General features: G+C 52.3%; 12 protein-coding genes and 6 pseudogenes. 13 read left to right on the top strand and 5 right to left on the bottom strand.

All coding sequences use genetic code 11. The features are described from left to right. Positions 1-10: 10 nt before the first annotated feature. The 5 genes and pseudogenes from ACQG2Q_RS20745 to ACQG2Q_RS20725 form a co-directional block, all read left to right on the top strand. Positions 11-2431, top strand: a pseudogene (locus ACQG2Q_RS20745) (Tn3-like element Tn5403 family transposase); the annotation flags it as partial. Positions 2432-2498: 67 nt separating this feature from the next. After that, positions 2499-3503, top strand: a complete 1005-nt coding sequence (locus tag ACQG2Q_RS20740; protein WP_000427620.1) for an IS110-like element IS4321 family transposase — start codon at positions 2499-2501, stop codon at positions 3501-3503. Positions 3504-3761: 258 nt separating this feature from the next. Then, a pseudogene (locus tag ACQG2Q_RS20735) lies at positions 3762-4235 on the top strand (Tn3 family transposase); the annotation flags it as partial. Between the two features lie 33 nt (positions 4236-4268). After that, positions 4269-4493, top strand: a pseudogene (locus tag ACQG2Q_RS20730) (nucleotide-binding domain containing protein); the annotation flags it as partial. Continuing rightward, the gene (locus ACQG2Q_RS20725; protein WP_011977770.1) at positions 4486-4917 is read left to right on the top strand and encodes a class II aldolase/adducin family protein; all 432 of its coding nucleotides are present in this window, start codon (positions 4486-4488) and stop codon (positions 4915-4917) included. The pseudogene ACQG2Q_RS20730 and the gene ACQG2Q_RS20725, both read left to right, overlap by 8 nt. On the opposite strand, the gene ACQG2Q_RS20720 is transcribed toward ACQG2Q_RS20725, so the two are convergent. Continuing rightward, a complete protein-coding gene (locus ACQG2Q_RS20720) occupies positions 4863-5567 on the bottom strand; it encodes an IS6-like element IS26 family transposase (protein ID WP_001067855.1) in 705 nt (234 codons plus the stop codon). The two genes, ACQG2Q_RS20725 and ACQG2Q_RS20720, sit on opposite strands and share 55 nt — an antisense overlap. Positions 5568-5602: 35 nt before the next feature. After that, positions 5603-5818, bottom strand: a pseudogene (locus tag ACQG2Q_RS20715) (NAD(P)-dependent dehydrogenase); the annotation flags it as partial. A gap of 248 nt (positions 5819-6066) precedes the next feature. On the opposite strand from ACQG2Q_RS20715, the gene ACQG2Q_RS20710 reads away from it, so the two are divergent. The 4 genes and pseudogenes from ACQG2Q_RS20710 (at position 6067) to ACQG2Q_RS20695 (ending at position 10680) form a co-directional block, all read left to right on the top strand. Then, complete coding sequence (locus ACQG2Q_RS20710) at positions 6067-6420, top strand: hypothetical protein (RefSeq protein ID WP_022631167.1); 354 nt, start codon at positions 6067-6069, stop codon at positions 6418-6420. A 25-nt stretch (positions 6421-6445) separates the two neighbouring features. Then, complete coding sequence (locus ACQG2Q_RS20705; RefSeq protein WP_004199413.1) at positions 6446-9463, top strand: Tn3-like element IS3000 family transposase; 3018 nt, start codon at positions 6446-6448, stop codon at positions 9461-9463. Positions 9464-9538: 75 nt separating this feature from the next. Continuing rightward, positions 9539-9940, top strand: a pseudogene (locus tag ACQG2Q_RS20700) (helix-turn-helix domain-containing protein); the annotation flags it as partial. Positions 9941-10035: 95 nt separating this feature from the next. Then, positions 10036-10680 carry a quinolone resistance pentapeptide repeat protein QnrB1 gene (locus tag ACQG2Q_RS20695; RefSeq protein WP_014386481.1) on the top strand — a complete coding sequence of 215 codons (645 nt, stop codon included), beginning with the start codon at positions 10036-10038 and terminating at the stop codon, positions 10678-10680. A gap of 91 nt (positions 10681-10771) precedes the next feature. On the opposite strand, the pseudogene ACQG2Q_RS20690 reads toward ACQG2Q_RS20695, so the two are convergent. From ACQG2Q_RS20690 to intI1, 3 genes and pseudogenes are all read right to left on the bottom strand, one after another. After that, a pseudogene (locus ACQG2Q_RS20690) lies at positions 10772-11449 on the bottom strand (SDR family oxidoreductase); the annotation flags it as partial. Between the two features lie 49 nt (positions 11450-11498). Further along, positions 11499-12203 carry an IS6-like element IS26 family transposase gene (locus ACQG2Q_RS20685; protein WP_001067855.1) on the bottom strand — a complete coding sequence of 235 codons (705 nt, stop codon included), beginning with the start codon at positions 12201-12203 and terminating at the stop codon, positions 11499-11501. Between the two features lie 545 nt (positions 12204-12748). After that, a complete protein-coding gene (intI1, locus tag ACQG2Q_RS20680) occupies positions 12749-13762 on the bottom strand; it encodes a class 1 integron integrase IntI1 (RefSeq protein ID WP_000845048.1) in 1014 nt (337 codons plus the stop codon). 155 nt (positions 13763-13917) lie between these two features. On the opposite strand from intI1, the gene dfrA14 reads away from it, so the two are divergent. The 4 genes from dfrA14 to ACQG2Q_RS20660 all read left to right on the top strand — a co-directional run bounded on the left by dfrA14 (position 13918) and on the right by ACQG2Q_RS20660 (position 17260). Beyond that, the gene (dfrA14, locus tag ACQG2Q_RS20675; RefSeq protein WP_004201280.1) at positions 13918-14391 is read left to right on the top strand and encodes a trimethoprim-resistant dihydrofolate reductase DfrA14; all 474 of its coding nucleotides are present in this window, start codon (positions 13918-13920) and stop codon (positions 14389-14391) included. A 220-nt stretch (positions 14392-14611) separates the two neighbouring features. Further along, positions 14612-14878: a plasmid mobilization relaxosome protein MobC gene (gene mobC / locus ACQG2Q_RS20670; RefSeq protein WP_001144737.1), complete on the top strand. Its 267-nt coding sequence runs from the start codon at positions 14612-14614 to the stop codon at positions 14876-14878. A gap of 142 nt (positions 14879-15020) precedes the next feature. Beyond that, positions 15021-15785 (top strand): IS6-like element IS6100 family transposase, encoded by a 765-nt coding sequence (locus tag ACQG2Q_RS20665; protein ID WP_001389365.1) that lies wholly within the window; start codon positions 15021-15023, stop codon positions 15783-15785. A 266-nt stretch (positions 15786-16051) separates the two neighbouring features. Next, positions 16052-17260, top strand: a complete 1209-nt coding sequence (locus ACQG2Q_RS20660) for a type II site-specific deoxyribonuclease (protein ID WP_001749969.1) — start codon at positions 16052-16054, stop codon at positions 17258-17260. The last annotated feature ends 30 nt before the right edge of the window (positions 17261-17290 follow it).

Here is a 17290-nt window from a genome sequence, read left to right as displayed (position 1 = left end):
ACGAATTTGTATGTCACGACGCCATATTTTCACCGAACGGCAGCGAGCAGCGCTGTTCGATCTGCCCACGGACGAACTGTCGCTACTGAAGTTCTACACGCTGGGCGATGATGACCTGGAAAACATTAGGCAGCGCCGCAGACCGGAAAACAGGATTGGCTTTGCCCTGCAACTTTGTGCCTTACGATATCCGGGCCGTGCACTGGCTCCTGGTGAGATGATCCCGCGTGAAGTCCTTTCCTTCGTCGGTGCTCAGCTTGGAGTTCCGGCTGATGCGCTTCTCACTTATGCCACACGGCGCCAAACCCGTCAGCAGCACATGGACACGCTGCGCGAAATTTACGGCTACAAGACCTTCACGGGCCGTGGTGCCCGTGATCTGCGGGAGTGGACTTTCGGCCAGGCCGAAGATGCCAGATCAAACGAGGATCTTGCTCATCGTTTTATTGTGCGGTGTCGGGAAACTTCCACCATTCTGCCCGCAGTATCGACAATCGAGCGCTTGTGCGCGGATGCTCTGGTCGCCGCTGAGCGGCGGATTGAAACGCGGATTGCGGAAAATTTAACAGCGGATGTTCGCGATCACCTGGACAAACTTCTGAGTGAAATGCTCGCCGGCAATATCAGTCGTTTCATCTGGCTTCGCAACTTCGAGGTTGGTAACAACTCGGCTGCTGCTAACCGTTTGCTCGACAGGCTCGAATTTCTGCGTACCCTGAATATCAATCATAGTGCTTTGGCCAGCATACCTGCCCATCGCATTGCCCGGCTGCGTCGGCAGGGTGAACGCTACTTCACCGACGGTTTGCGTGACATCACTTCGGACCGCCGCTGGGCGATCCTTGCCGTCTGTGTTGTGGAGTGGGAAGCGGCGATTGCTGATGCCATAGTCGAAACCCATGACAGGATCGTAGGAAAAACCTGGCGGGAAGCGAAGCGCCAGCATGACGAAACAATTTCCGGCTCTAAAGCCACACTCACGGATACGATCCGTACCTTCACCGCGCTGGGAGCTTCGTTGCTTGAGGCCCGCAGTGACGGAACCCCGCTGGAGATGGCTGTCGCCAGTTCGGTTGCATGGGACCGGCTCGCTCAACTGGTAGCGACAGGGACTCAACTCAGCAACACGCTAGCCGATGAGCCTCTTGCATATGTCGGGCAGGGATACCATCGCTTTCGTCGTTATGCGCCCCGCATGTTGCGCTGTCTGAAGCTCGAAGCCGCGCCGGTCGCCGGACCATTGGTAGCAGCAGCTTTGTCGATCGGAGAGATGAAAGGTGTTGCATCGCCAGAAAGGCGTTTCCTGCGGCCCAGCTCCAAATGGAACCGTCATTTACGAGCTCAGGAAAAAGGAGATACCCGTCTTTGGGAAGTGGCGGTACTCTTTCACCTCCGGGATGCTTTTCGTTCCGGAGATGTCTGGCTCGCTCATTCGCGCCGCTATGGTGACCTCAAGCAGGTACTGGTGCCGATGATCGCGGCGCAGGAAAATGCAAAACTGGCCGTGCCTTCCAACCCACAGGATTGGCTGGCAGACAGAAAGGCGCGACTCACGATCGCTCTTAAGCGGCTGGCCCGGGCTGCCCGTAACGGCACTATTCCGCACGGTAGCATAGAAGATGGAACGTTGCGGATCGACAGGTTGACAGCAGACGTGCCGGATGGTGCCGAGGCACTCATACTGGATCTGTATCGCCGAATGCCGTCCGTTCGGATTACCGACATGCTGCTTGAAGTTGATGCAGCCCTTGGTTTCACAGATGCGTTTACCCATCTGAGAACCGGGGCTCCATGTCGCGACCGGATCGGTCTGCTCAACGTCCTGCTCGCTGAAGGGCTCAATCTGGGCCTGCGTAAGATGGCGGAAGCTACAAACACGCATGATTACTGGCAGCTCTCACGCCTTGCCCGCTGGCATGTTGAAAGCGAAGCCATGAACCAGGCATTGGCAATTGTGGTGGCCGCGCAGGGTAAACTGCCGATGTCACGCGTCTGGGGGATGGGCACGTCAGCATCGAGCGATGGTCAGTTTTTCCCGACAGCGCGGCATGGCGAAGCCATGAACATGGTCAATGCCAAATATGGTTCTGTTCCCGGCCTCAAAGCGTATACTCACGTAAGCGACCAGTTCGCGCCATTCGCTTGTCAGTCGATCCCGGCGACCGTGAGCGAGGCACCGTATATTCTCGATGGACTACTGATGAACGAGGTCGGTCGCCATGTTCGCGAACAGTATGCCGATACAGCAGGATTCACCGACCATTTGTTCGGAGCCAGTAGCCTGCTCGGCTACAATCTCGTTCTGCGAATCAGGGATCTGCCATCGAAGCGGTTGTACGTATTTAATCCCGATACGACCCCCAGGGAGTTACGCAAGTTGGTAGGTGGAAAAGCCCGGGAGGATCTTATCGTTGCGAACTGGCCTGATATTTAATGAGATGGTCACTCCCTCCTTCCCGGTACTATGCTGAGGACAGGCTTTCATTCGGAGAACTATCATGGAAAACATTGCGCTCATTGGTATCGATCTGGGTAAAAACTCTTTCCATATTCATTGCCAGGATCGTCGCGGCAAGGCTGTTTACCGTAAAAAATTTACACGGCCAAAGTTAATCGAATTTTTGGCGACATGCCCCGCTACAACCATCGCAATGGAAGCCTGTGGTGGCTCTCACTTTATGGCACGCAAGTTGGAAGAGTTGGGGCATTTTCCTAAGCTGATATCACCACAATTTGTCCGTCCATTCGTTAAAAGTAACAAAAACGACTTTGTCGACGCCGAAGCTATTTGTGAAGCTGCATCGCGTCCGTCTATGCGTTTTGTACAGCCCAGAACTGAATCTCAGCAGGCAATGCGTGCGCTGCATCGTGTCCGTGAATCCCTGGTTCAGGATAAGGTAAAAACAACCAATCAGATGCATGCTTTTCTGCTGGAATTTGGCATCAGCGTTCCACGAGGAGCTGCCGTTATTAGCCGACTGAGTACCCTTCTTGAGGACAATAGTTTGCCTCTATACCTCAGCCAGTTATTGCTGAAATTACAACAGCATTATCACTATCTTGTTGAGCAGATTAAAGATTTGGAATCCCAGTTGAAACGAAAGTTGGACGAAGATGAGATTGGACAGCGCTTGCTGAGCATTCCCTGCGTCGGAACACTGACAGCGAGTACTATTTCAACTGAGATTGGCGACGGGAAGCAGTACGCCAGCAGTCGTGACTTTGCGGCGGCAACAGGGCTAGTGCCTCGACAGTACAGCACGGGAGGTCGGACGACATTGCTGGGAATTAGTAAGCGAGGTAACAAAAAGATCCGAACTTTGTTGGTTCAATGTGCCAGGGTATTCATACAAAAACTGGAACACCAGTCTGGCAAATTGGCCGATTGGGTCAGGGATCTACTGTGTAGGAAAAGCAACTTTGTCGTCACTTGTGCTCTGGCAAACAAGCTGGCCAGAATAGCCTGGGCCCTAACGGCACGACAGCAAACTTATGTAGCATAACGGCAGAAATACACCGGTTTAAAGAATCACTGATCTGGTTTTGCGAATACTGATATTGATGATACTAACGGCCCACCGGCCTGTTGAGGAACCTGTAAAACGGAAAGGCTCATTGAAGCCGTATATTTTCTGGAGGTTCATCAGGCGCGGAACTCATCGAGGCGCGGGAATAAAATCCCATTCAGACGCCGGATAGATTCAAGCAAGCCAATTTATCGTCAAAATCGGTGTTGCAAAAACGGGAGTGACCATAGATTCCGTTGTGCCGCGACGATGACCGCTGGCAAAATCAGGCCCAGCCAACTCCTGCGCAAGCTCGCTTCTTACCCACGACAAAACAACCTTGCAGTTGCGCTTCGTGAAGTTGGTCGTATTGAACGGACCCTTTTCATTATTGAGTGGATCCTGGATACGGACATGCAGCGGCGTGCTCAGATCGGTCTTAACAAGGGAGAGGCCCACCATGCGCTCAAAAATGCGCTCCGTATCGGGAGGCAGGGGGAAATTCGCGATCGCACGACAGAGGGGCAGCACTACCGAATCGCTGGGCTCAATTTATTGACTGCGGTGATCATTTACTGGAATACCGTCCATCTTGGTCATGCCGTCACGGAGCGGCGGAACGAAGGGTTGGATGTTCCCCCTGAATTTCTTCCCCACATATCCCCATTGGGCTGGGCGCACATTCTACTGACTGGCGAATATCTTTGGCCCAAGGAACCGAAAGCTTAGGGTGTCATTTCGCCCTCAGCCGGAACCGACCCCCTGAAGGCGAACGGATTTACCCGCTTTATTGTGGCCGGAGGGGAAACGTCGAGCATTGTGGCGCAGACCCTGGGGGTTGAGGCGTTCCATATTGGGCCGACCATCTCCCCTGGCGTGCCCTGGGTGCGTGACACCCGCCAGCCGCTCTCCCTGGCGCTGAAGTCAGGTAACTTCGGCGATATCCAGTTCTTTGCCCGTGCCCAGCAGGAGTTTCGTCATGACTGAGCAACAACTGCGAGAGGAAATGGTGCAGATTGGCGCCTCGTTGTTTAGCCGCGGCTATGCCACCGGCTCCGCTGGCAATCTGTCGCTGCTGCTGCCGGACGGCAACCTGCTGGCGACGCCGACCGGCGCCTGCCTCGGCGAACTGCAGGCTCAGCGGTTGTCGGTGGTGACGCTGCAAGGGGAATGGATCTCCGGCGACAAACCGTCGAAAGAGGTCACTTTTCACCGGGCGGTCTATTTGCACAACCCGGCCTGCAAGGCGATCGTCCACTTGCACAGCCACTATCTGACCGCGCTCTCCTGCCTGCAGGGGCTCGGGCACTGTTGCAAAGTTAGCGATGAGGCAGCCTTTTGTCTTATTCAAAGGCCTTACATTTCAAAAACTCTGCTTACCAGGCGCATTTCGCCCAGGGGATCACCATAATAAAATGCTGAGGCCTGGCCTTTGCGTAGTGCACGCATCACCTCAATACCTTTGATGGTGGCGTAAGCCGTCTTCATGGATTTAAATCCCAGCGTGGCGCCGATTATCCGTTTCAGTTTGCCATGATCGCATTCAATCACGTTGTTCCGGTACTTAATCTGTCGGTGTTCAACGTCAGACGGGCACCGGCCTTCGCGTTTGAGCAGAGCAAGCGCGCGACCATAGGCGGGCGCTTTATCCGTGTTGATGAATCGCGGGATCTGCCACTTCTTCACGTTGTTGAGGATTTTACCCAGAAACCGGTATGCAGCTTTGCTGTTACGACGGGAGGAGAGATAAAAATCGACAGTGCGGCCCCGGCTGTCGACGGCCCGGTACAGATACGCCCAGCGGCCATTGACCTTCACGTAGGTTTCATCCATGTGCCACGGGCAAAGATCGGAAGGGTTACGCCAGTACCAGCGCAGCCGTTTTTCCATTTCAGGCGCATAACGCTGAACCCAGCGGTAAATCGTGGAGTGATCGACATTCACTCCGCGTTCAGCCAGCATCTCCTGCAGCTCACGGTAACTGATGCCGTATTTGCAGTACCAGCGTACGGCCCACAGAATGATGTCACGCTGAAAATGCCGGCCTTTGAATGGGTTCATGTGCAGCTCCATCAGCAAAAGGGGATGATAAGTTTATCACCACCGACTATTTGCAACAGTGCCGTAATTAATACCTTGCGCCCATTCAGGCGACCGCTTCCCTGATAGCTGTCTTCTCCATGATCGGGGCGCGGTTGCATTTTCCCCGCCAGCCCGGGAAAGGGCTGCTGCTGCTGTTGAAAAGGCGGCGCCGGAAAACGCGCAGAATTGGTTTTATTGATGGTCTTTTTTTCCTTGTTTAAGCCAGCCATTCAATTACCTCTCATTATTTATCACAAAGACTAATAAGCGTAGACCAAAATGAATGGCATGACCTATATTATCCAGCTACACTTAATTTTCTCGGAATATTACCCCCCCTACTTTCCTCTACCGTTGCGCTTATATCCCCACCAACGTTAGATTTAATTTAAACAATATTATTTGAGACTTATCCAGTTCGCAGTGTTAATAAATAGCAACCACACTTAACATTTCAACCTTGGCAAAAGGAGAACATATGAAATTATCCATAACGCCATTATTATGTTGTTTTTTATTGTCGCCAGCGCTTGCTGATGATAACGGCGGGTTGAAAAATGATACAGCTCCACCGCCAGCCCACGCTCTGGATGAAGGTTATCGTGGGACTGAAGATGCAAGAATCATGACTGTCGAACAGGCCAAAACGATGCATGACGGTGCGACCATTTCTCTGCGAGGTAATCTCATCGAGGATCAAGACGGAGACAAATTTGGGGTTCTAGGGATTTTCCGTCCAAAAACGACAAAGTGCTCTGGAGGCCCCGCCGTCTGTGGCCTCCAGAGGGGTATTACTTTTTTCGAGATCCCTATTTGGGCTCTGTTTGAGTAAGATTTAGTCTTTTTGGGCTAAATCCATGGCATTCGAAGAACGTGTCCAAATCTTGTCCGAGGCAGAACAAGATGAGTTATATGGACCCCCCGCTTTCACCTCCGCCGACCAACGCTTCTTTTTCTCGCTGAACGATAAGGAACTGGCGATCGCTAAAAGCCTCCGTCATCGGGGCCAGCGTTACATGCTGGTGGTACTGCTGGGCTATTTCAAAGCCAAGCCGGTGGTGCTGAATCCCGGCTTTCATCAGATCAAGCAGGACCTCAAATACGTTTATCAAACCGTTCTACCAGGCCCAGGCTGTAGACCCTTTAATCTCACGCCAAAAGAGAACGAACGGATTTACCAACGTGTTTTCCAGCTCTGCAACTACCAGCGCTGGAATGTCAAAGACCATGGAGCGGCGTTGAGAGATTACTTATCCCAGCAAGCCAGAGCCTGGACAGCGCCTAGGCACCTCTTCGATGCGGCCAATGAATATTGTTCGGGGCAGAAGATCGCAATCCCTGCCTACAGCACGCTGCAAAAGATCATCAGTCAGGTGGTGGGAGACGAACAGGAACACATGGCCGCGCACCTTGAGCGTGCAATGTCACGCGGTCTTAAGCAAGCACTGGCGGAGCTCGTGAACGGCACAGGTCCACTGCCGTTCCGACAGTTGCGACAATCGGCTCGTAACTTCACCGGAACCGAGTTGGAGAAAGAACTGATTGTCTATCGCCATATCCAGCATTGGATGCCGGAAGTGGATCTGCTGTTGAGCACGCTATCACTGTCGCAGAAAAATCTGCAACACCTGGCAGAGAAAGTCGACTACTACGGTGCCAAACTGAAACGTCAAACCGTAGGCAGCCAATGGCTGTATTTATTGTGCTATCTTCAAACGCGATGGCAGCAAGCGCTGGAACGTATTGCCGATGGCTTTGTGCATCATGTCAGACAGACCAAACAGAAGGCAAAGGATTATGCGCAGGAAGCGGTGTTTAAGGATTGGCAAAAAGCAGCTAAAAATGTCAGCAAGGCAGCTGAAGTACTGCACCTGTTCATTGATGACAGCATTGATCTGCAACTACCGTTTGCAACAGTAAGACAGCAAGCACTGAGCCTGCTGACCAAAAGGGATCTGGAATCTGTATGTCTCTTCCTGAACGAGCAGCGACGATCGGTCGATGAAGCCATGTGGCAGTACTGCGACGAGAAAGAAAGTCTGCGGAAAGGTTTGCTGCGAGAGTTGTTCCTATGTCTGCGCTTCGAAGGCTGCGACGGCACCCAGCACTTAGCGGCCGCCTTGGCGAAAACACAAAACGAACTCAACGGCCAGGACGCTCAGTTGCAAACTGCCGACACCAGACTCCTTTCCAAAAAATCACGTGAATTCCTGCTGGATGGTGAAGGGAATATCCTGATCGATCGTTATGAGTGGTTCCTCTATCAACAGATTCCTGATCGCCTGAATGGCCAGCTGACGCTGCCTGATATCACTAAATACCGGGCACTCGACGCCGACCTGATCGACGGGGAACATTGGCGAAAAAACAAATATACGCTGCTTCAACAGAGCCATTTTACAAAATTAGCGGAGGAGCCTGAAAAGCTGATCAAACAGATGGCCATGGAATTGGATACCCGTTTGTACGAAGTCGGCGAATATCTTGAACAGGAAGACAACCGGAATATCATCTTGCGTAATCCGCAGGGTAAACGCTTCTGGCGCCTGCCTTCGGCCAGCAAACATCATCTGGTCAACAATCCCTTCTTCCAGCAAATTCCCACAACGGGGATTGCGGATGTACTGCGCATGGTTGATCGTGACACCGGTTTCATTGACTGCTTCGCTCATGTGCTGGGTTCCCAATCCAGAAGCCGTTCCCATGAATATGACCTGTTGGCAATTCTGGTCGGCAATGCAACCAATCAAGGCATTTACGGCATGGCACAGATCTCTGATCGTACCTATGATCAGCTCAGCACTATCCAGGCGAACTATCTTCGCCTGGAAACATTGAATGCTGCTAACGACAACATCAATAACGCGACAGCCAAGCTACCCATCTTCCGGTACTACAACATCCAGGAAGATGTGATCCACGCCAGTGCCGATGGTCAAAAGTTCGAAGCCCGGCGCGAGACCTTCAAAACCCGTTATTCGTCGAAGTACTTTGGCACTCAAAAAGGTGTTTCTGCCATGACCTTGATCGCCAATCACGCTGCGATCAACGCCAGAGTGATCGGCGCCAACGAACATGAATCGCACTACATCTTTGATTTGTTGATGAGCAATACGTCAGACATCATTCCGGATGTGCTCTCAACCGATACCCATGGGGTGAACCATGTGAACTTCGCGTTACTGGATCTGTTCGGATACCAGTTTGCCCCACGCTATGCCCAGGTTGGCAAAGTGATCAATGACATGTTTGATGTCAAGGAAGACAAAGAACACCGAATTCAGCTGTGCTTAAAAAAGCCAATCAATACCCATCGTATTGCGCAGCACTGGGATACCATCCAACGGATTGCAGTATCACTTAAGCAGCGGAAAACAACGCAAGCCACCTTGGTGAGAAAGCTCTCGGAGTACAAGCGCAATCACCCGCTGCTGGAAGCCCTGACGGAATACAATCGCCTGGTGAAAGCGAATTATCTACTGTGCTACATCGATGATGCCAGTTTAAGAAACTATGTTCAGCGCGCGCTGAACCGGGGAGAGGCCTATCACCAACTGCGTCGGGCCGTGAGCAGCGTCAATGGGGATCAGTTCCGGGGCAGTTCAGACGAAGAAATCCAGCTATGGAATGAGTGCGCTCGCCTGGTCACCAATGCCATCGTTTACTTCAACTCCAGGATACTCAGCCAGCTGTTGACCAGCTTCGAATACCAAGGAGATACCAAGAGAATAGATATCGTCAAACAGGCATCCCCTGTGGCCTGGCACAACATTAACCTCAAGGGGACTTACCACTTCGAATTGAGCGAAAAATTGCCAGATCTGGAGGAGCTTATGCGCTCAATCGAGGGATATTTACCCGTCAGCGAAAAGTAATACCCCTCTGGAGGCCACGGACGGCGCGGCCTCCAGAGCACTTTGTCGTTTTTGGACGGAAAATCCCTAGAACCCCATTTTGCCATTCAGATGTGCCGCGAGATCGGATTACCTCTGTTTCCGGGTTTTAGTGCCGAGGCCAGAGAAACTCTCCTCCACTACCGTTGGCCGGGCAATATTCGTGAACTGAAAAACGTCGTGGAGCGATCCGTTTACCGGCATGGAACCAGTGATTACCCGCTGGATGAGATAATCATTGACCCCTTCCGCCGCCACACTACTCAGCCGCAGGCGCCGGAAACTAAACCGATGTCTGTAGGGTTACCGCTGGATCTGCGTGAATTCCAGCAGCAGCAAGAGAAAGACTTTCTACAAACCAGCTTACAGCAGGCAAAATTTAACCAGAAAAAAGCCGCTGAATTACTGGGTCTGACTTACCATCAGCTTCGCGCTTTGCTGAAAAAACACCAGATTTAACGCACATTTGCAGATGTCATATTGGCGGATTTGACGCATAACCTCATCAGGGTTTACCATGACGCCATTACTGTATAAAAAAAACAGGTACAAATATGGCTCTGGCACTCGTTGGCGAAAAAATTGACAGAAACCGTTTCACCGGTGAGAAAATTGAAAATAGTACATTTTTTAACTGTGATTTTTCAGGTGCCGACCTGAGCGGCACTGAATTTATCGGCTGTCAGTTCTATGATCGTGAAAGCCAGAAAGGGTGCAATTTTAGTCGTGCGATGCTGAAAGATGCCATTTTTAAAAGCTGTGATTTATCCATGGCGGATTTTCGCAATTCCAGTGCGCTGGGCATTGAAATTCGCCACTGCCGCGCACAAGGCGCAGATTTCCGCGGCGCAAGCTTTATGAATATGATCACCACGCGCACCTGGTTTTGTAGCGCATATATCACGAATACCAATCTAAGCTACGCCAATTTTTCGAAAGTCGTGTTGGAAAAGTGTGAGCTGTGGGAAAACCGTTGGATAGGTGCCCAGGTACTGGGCGCGACGTTCAGTGGTTCAGATCTCTCCGGCGGCGAGTTTTCGACTTTCGACTGGCGAGCAGCAAACTTCACACATTGCGATCTGACCAATTCGGAGTTGGGTGACTTAGATATTCGGGGCGTTGATTTACAAGGCGTTAAGTTGGACAACTACCAGGCATCGTTGCTCATGGAGCGACTTGGCATCGCGGTGATTGGTTAGCATTCACGGAGCGGTAAGTACCGCTCCCGCCCTTATACAATAGTGTCCGCCCTTGCCTTAAAAGTCACTTTCGACGCACAGATCGTAAACGTTAGAGGGTTCCGGTCCCCCCATCAGAACACCAGACCTGACCAGACGTATAGCTGTTCTCCCGAGCGGCCAGGGTGACATAAAGCGGCGCGATTTCCACCGGTTGACCAGGGCGTCCCAGCGGCGCATTTGCCCCAAATTTCTCCACCTTTTCCTGCGGTTGACCACCACAGCACTGCAGTACAGTCCAGTATGGACCCGGCGCGACGGCATTGACACGGATCCCTTTCGGGGCCAGCTGTTTCGCCAGCGATTTAGTAAATGCCACGATAGCTGCTTTAGTCTGAGCATAATCAAGCAAGATTTCACTTGGCTCATAAGCCTGTACGGAGGAGGTATTAATTATCACGCTGTCTGGTGAAAGATGGGGTATGGCCGCTTTGGTGATCCAAAACATAGCGTAAACATTGGTTTTGAATGTTGCGTCGAAGTCTTCTGTGGTGAGTTCCTCAATTGACTCACAAAATTGCTGACGACCCGCATTATTGACGAGGATATCCAACCCTCCCAGTCCTTTTACCGCCTGTGTTACCAGATGACCGCAAAAAGCCTCATCACGGATATCTCCGGGGATGGCCAAAACATTTCTGCCTGCTTTTTTTATCAGATCGACCACTTCACGCGCATCGTCTTCTTCTTCAGGTAAATAGTTAATCGCAACATCAGCGCCTTCACGGGCACTGTTGCAAAGTTAGCGATGAGGCAGCCTTTTGTCTTATTCAAAGGCCTTACATTTCAAAAACTCTGCTTACCAGGCGCATTTCGCCCAGGGGATCACCATAATAAAATGCTGAGGCCTGGCCTTTGCGTAGTGCACGCATCACCTCAATACCTTTGATGGTGGCGTAAGCCGTCTTCATGGATTTAAATCCCAGCGTGGCGCCGATTATCCGTTTCAGTTTGCCATGATCGCATTCAATCACGTTGTTCCGGTACTTAATCTGTCGGTGTTCAACGTCAGACGGGCACCGGCCTTCGCGTTTGAGCAGAGCAAGCGCGCGACCATAGGCGGGCGCTTTATCCGTGTTGATGAATCGCGGGATCTGCCACTTCTTCACGTTGTTGAGGATTTTACCCAGAAACCGGTATGCAGCTTTGCTGTTACGACGGGAGGAGAGATAAAAATCGACAGTGCGGCCCCGGCTGTCGACGGCCCGGTACAGATACGCCCAGCGGCCATTGACCTTCACGTAGGTTTCATCCATGTGCCACGGGCAAAGATCGGAAGGGTTACGCCAGTACCAGCGCAGCCGTTTTTCCATTTCAGGCGCATAACGCTGAACCCAGCGGTAAATCGTGGAGTGATCGACATTCACTCCGCGTTCAGCCAGCATCTCCTGCAGCTCACGGTAACTGATGCCGTATTTGCAGTACCAGCGTACGGCCCACAGAATGATGTCACGCTGAAAATGCCGGCCTTTGAATGGGTTCATGTGCAGCTCCATCAGCAAAAGGGGATGATAAGTTTATCACCACCGACTATTTGCAACAGTGCCGATTTGCTCACATCCAGCTTTTGTTAGTTCGTCAACCTGGTGCGCCACATCCTGAAGATGCGTAGATTTACGTGCATAGCCGATTTTCATTCTTTTCTCGCTAATTAGTTATGGGGTTATTGTTATGTTGATACAGTAACGAGTTTTGTTACATGAGGGGAGTCATTTTTCGGGAGAAGTCAGGACTTTTCAAGACTGTCACAAAAACCATCGTTTTTGATACATTAATTTAACCAATAGGTTGCAGATCAAATCGCCTGTAACAGCCTTTCTGGCTGTTTGTCGTTTTCAGAAGACGGCTGCACTGAACGTCAGAAGCCGACTGCACTATAGCAGCGGAGGGGTTGGATCCATCAGGCAACGACGGGCTGCTGCCGGCCATCAGCGGACGCAGGGAGGACTTTCCGCAACCGGCCGTTCGATGCGGCACCGATGGCCTTCGCGCAGGGGTAGTGAATCCGCCAGGATTGACTTGCGCTGCCCTACCTCTCACTAGTGAGGGGCGGCAGCGCATCAAGCGGTGAGCGCACTCCGGCACCGCCAACTTTCAGCACATGCGTGTAAATCATCGTCGTAGAGACGTCGGAATGGCCGAGCAGATCCTGCACGGTTCGAATGTCGTAACCGCTGCGGAGCAAGGCCGTCGCGAACGAGTGGCGGAGGGTGTGCGGTGTGGCGGGCTTCGTGATGCCTGCTTGTTCTACGGCACGTTTGAAGGCGCGCTGAAAGGTCTGGTCATACATGTGATGGCGACGCACGACACCGCTCCGTGGATCGGTCGAATGCGTGTGCTGCGCAAAAACCCAGAACCACGGCCAGGAATGCCCGGCGCGCGGATACTTCCGCTCAAGGGCGTCGGGAAGCGCAACGCCGCTGCGGCCCTCGGCCTGGTCCTTCAGCCACCATGCCCGTGCACGCGACAGCTGCTCGCGCAGGCTGGGTGCCAAGCTCTCGGGTAACATCAAGGCCCGATCCTTGGAGCCCTTGCCCTCCCGCACGATGATCGTGCCGTGATCGAAATCCAGATCCTTGACCCGCAGTTGCAAACCCTCACTGATCCGCATGCCCGTTCCATACAGAAGCTGGGCGAACAAACGATGCTCGCCTTCCAGAAAACCGAGGATGCGAACCACTTCATCCGGGGTCAGCACCACCGGCAAGCGCCGCGACGGCCGAGGTCTTCCGATCTCCTGAAGCCAGGGCAGATCCGTGCACAGCACCTTGCCGTAGAAGAACAGCAAGGCCGCCAATGCCTGACGATGCGTGGAGACCGAAACCTTGCGCTCGTTCGCCAGCCAGGACAGAAATGCCTCGACTTCGCTGCTGCCCAAGGTTGCCGGGTGACGCACACCGTGGAAACGGATGAAGGCACGAACCCAGTGGACATAAGCCTGTTCGGTTCGTAAACTGTAATGCAAGTAGCGTATGCGCTCACGCAACTGGTCCAGAACCTTGACCGAACGCAGCGGTGGTAACGGCGCAGTGGCGGTTTTCATGGCTTGTTATGACTGTTTTTTTGTACAGTCTATGCCTCGGGCATCCAAGCAGCAAGCGCGTTACGCCGTGGGTCGATGTTTGATGTTATGGAGCAGCAACGATGTTACGCAGCAGGGCAGTCGCCCTAAAACAAAGTTAACCCAGGATGAGAACCTTGAAAGTATCATTGATGGCTGCGAAAGCGAAAAACGGCGTGATTGGTTGCGGTCCAGACATACCCTGGTCCGCGAAAGGGGAGCAGCTACTTTTTAAAGCATTGACCTACAATCAGTGGCTTCTGGTGGGTCGCAAGACGTTTGAATCTATGGGCGCACTCCCCAATAGGAAATACGCGGTCGTTACCCGCTCAGGTTGGACATCAAATGATGACAATGTAGTTGTATTTCAGTCAATCGAAGAGGCCATGGACAGGCTAGCTGAATTCACCGGTCACGTTATAGTGTCTGGTGGCGGAGAAATTTACCGAGAAACATTACCCATGGCCTCTACGCTCCACTTATCGACGATCGACATCGAGCCAGAGGGGGATGTTTTCTTCCCGAGTATTCCAAATACCTTCGAAGTTGTTTTTGAGCAACACTTTACTTCAAACATTAACTATTGCTATCAAATTTGGAAAAAGGGTTAACAAAGCTATGCAATCGACGGCAAAAAGCTTCGTTCGCTTCGCGCACTACGCCTTTTCCGCGATTGATAGCGACGTTATGTGAATATTGAAATGAGCATTCCAAAGAAAGGAAGTAGAAAAATTATCGTGGGCGAAAATGAGTTTTTGTGGCTCATTAGGTCAAAACTCACATATTCGCAGGACTGTTTAGGTACAGAAATGACTGCGGTCGTTGAACCGGATGCCGGTCCTCACTGATGAAGAAGTGAACACCGTACGGGAATCGTGCCGGCAGCTTGGAGCTATCGGCCGGAACCTCAACCAGGTGGCCAGGGCCTTGAACATCGAGTTCAGGGAAAGTGACAAGCTCAAGCAAGAGGCCATCGAAAAACTGGCCGAACGGATCGACCAGCATTTGGACCATGTGTCTGAGCTGTTCGATAAGACCTGGAGCCGGTGGCACGATTGTCATTTTCAGAAGACGACTGCACCAGTTGATTGGGCGTAATGGCTGTTGTGCAGCCAGCTCCTGACAGTTCAATATCAGAAGTGATCTGCACCAATCTCGACTATGCTCAATACTCGTGTGGGCTCTGTTGCAAAAATCGTGAAGCTTGAGCATGCTTGGCGGAGATTGGACGGACGGAACGATGACGGATTTCAAGTGGCGCCATTTCCAGGGTGATGTGATCCTGTGGGCGGTGCGCTGGTATTGTCGCTATCCGATCAGCTATCGCGACCTTGAGGAAATGCTGGCGGAACGCGGCATTTCGGTCGACCATACGACGATCTATCGCTGGGTCCAGTGCTACGCCCCGGAGATGGAGAAGCGGCTGCGCTGGTTCTGGCGGCGTGGCTTTGATCCGAGCTGGCGCCTGGATGAAACCTACGTCAAGGTGCGGGGCAAGTGGACCTACCTGTACCGGGCAGTCGACAAGCGGGGCGACACGATCGATTTCTACCTGTCGCCGACCCGCAGCGCCAAGGCAGCGAAGCGGTTCCTGGGCAAGGCCCTGCGAGGCCTGAAGCACTGGGAAAAGCCTGCCACGCTCAATACCGACAAAGCGCCGAGCTATGGTGCAGCGATCACCGAATTGAAGCGCGAAGGAAAGCTGGACCGGGAGACGGCCCACCGGCAGGTGAAGTATCTCAATAACGTGATCGAGGCCGATCACGGAAAGCTCAAGATACTGATCAAGCCGGTGCGCGGTTTCAAATCGATCCCCACGGCCTATGCCACGATCAAGGGATTCGAAGTCATGCGAGCCCTGCGCAAAGGACAGGCTCGCCCCTGGTGCCTGCAGCCCGGCATCAGGGGCGAGGTGCGCCTTGTGGAGAGAGCTTTTGGCATTGGGCCCTCGGCGCTGACGGAGGCCATGGGCATGCTCAACCACCATTTCGCAGCAGCCGCCTGATCGGCGCAGAGCGACAGCCTACCTCTGACTGCCGCCAATCTTTGCAACAGAGCCTCCGTCGCCATGCTCACCTCGCTTTGGTGCACACGAGTATTGAGCATAGTCGAGATTGGTGCAGATCACTTCTGATATTGAACTGTCAGGAGCTGGCTGCACAACAGCCATTACGCCCAATCAACTGGTGCAGTCGTCTTCTGAAAATGACACTGTTTGTATATAATCATGAAAAAATGGTGAGTAGAGTTTCAGGGTAACAGGGGATGCTTATGTCGGTTTTCCACAACTGGCTACTTGAGATCGCATGTGAGAATTACTTCGTCTACATCAAACGCCTTTCCGCCAACGATACCGGCGCAACAGGTGGTCACCAGGTAGGGCTTTATATCCCTTCAGGTATCGTTGAAAAACTCTTTCCGTCTATCAACCATACCCGTGAACTGAACCCTTCGGTTTTTCTCACCGCACATGTGTCATCGCATGATTGCCCTGACAGCGAAGCCAGGGCAATTTATTATAACAGCCGTCATTTTGGTAAAACCCGGAATGAAAAAAGGATTACCCGCTGGGGTAGAGGCAGCCCACTTCAGGATCCTGAAAATACAGGGGCTCTGACGCTCCTGGCTTTCAAGCTTGATGAGCAAGGGGGGGACTGTAAGGAAGTAAATATTTGGGTATGCGCCAGCACTGATGAAGAGGACGTCATTGAGACCGCTATTGGTGAAGTTATACCCGGAGCGCTTATATCCGGCCCCGCAGGACAGATTCTAGGCGGACTATCTCTACAGCAAGCGCCAGTAAATCATAAATATATTCTACCTGAAGACTGGCACCTGCGCTTTCCGTCGGGAAGTGAAATTATTCAGTATGCAGCCAGCCATTATGTGAAAAATTCCCTTGATCCGGATGAGCAACTTCTTGACCGCCGGCGCGTGGAGTACGACATATTTCTATTGGTTGAGGAACTGCATGTTCTGGATATCATCCGGAAAGGATTTGGCTCTGTGGATGAATTTATTGCGCTGGCCAATTCTGTCAGCAATCGCCGTAAATCCAGAGCCGGGAAGTCGCTGGAACTGCACCTGGAGCATCTATTCATTGAGCACGGCCTGCGACACTTTGCGACGCAGGCCATCACAGAAGGTAATAAAAAACCCGATTTCCTTTTCCCTTCCGCAGGGGCTTACCACGATACTGAGTTTCCCGTAGAAAATCTGCGCATGCTGGCAGTCAAGACTACCTGTAAGGATCGCTGGCGTCAGATACTGAATGAGGCCGATAAAATTCATCAGGTGCATCTGTTTACACTCCAGGAGGGAGTTTCTCTGGCTCAATATCGGGAGATGCGGGAGTCGGGTGTCAGATTGGTCGTGCCATCATCTCTGCACAAAAAATACCCGGAGGCGGTGAGAGCTGAGCTAATGACGCTAGGTGCGTTTATTGCTGAGCTGACAGGGCTTTACGCAGATATTCCATAGATTATCTCCCGGCATAAATACCGGGAGGAG

Origin of the sequence: Enterobacter cloacae complex sp. 370H10, assembly GCF_050031535.1 — a bacterium.
GTDB classification, from domain to species: domain Bacteria; phylum Pseudomonadota; class Gammaproteobacteria; order Enterobacterales; family Enterobacteriaceae; genus Enterobacter; species Enterobacter intestinihominis.
Note: the sequence above shows the minus strand (reverse complement) of the source record. Positions and strands in the feature narration are given on the sequence as shown.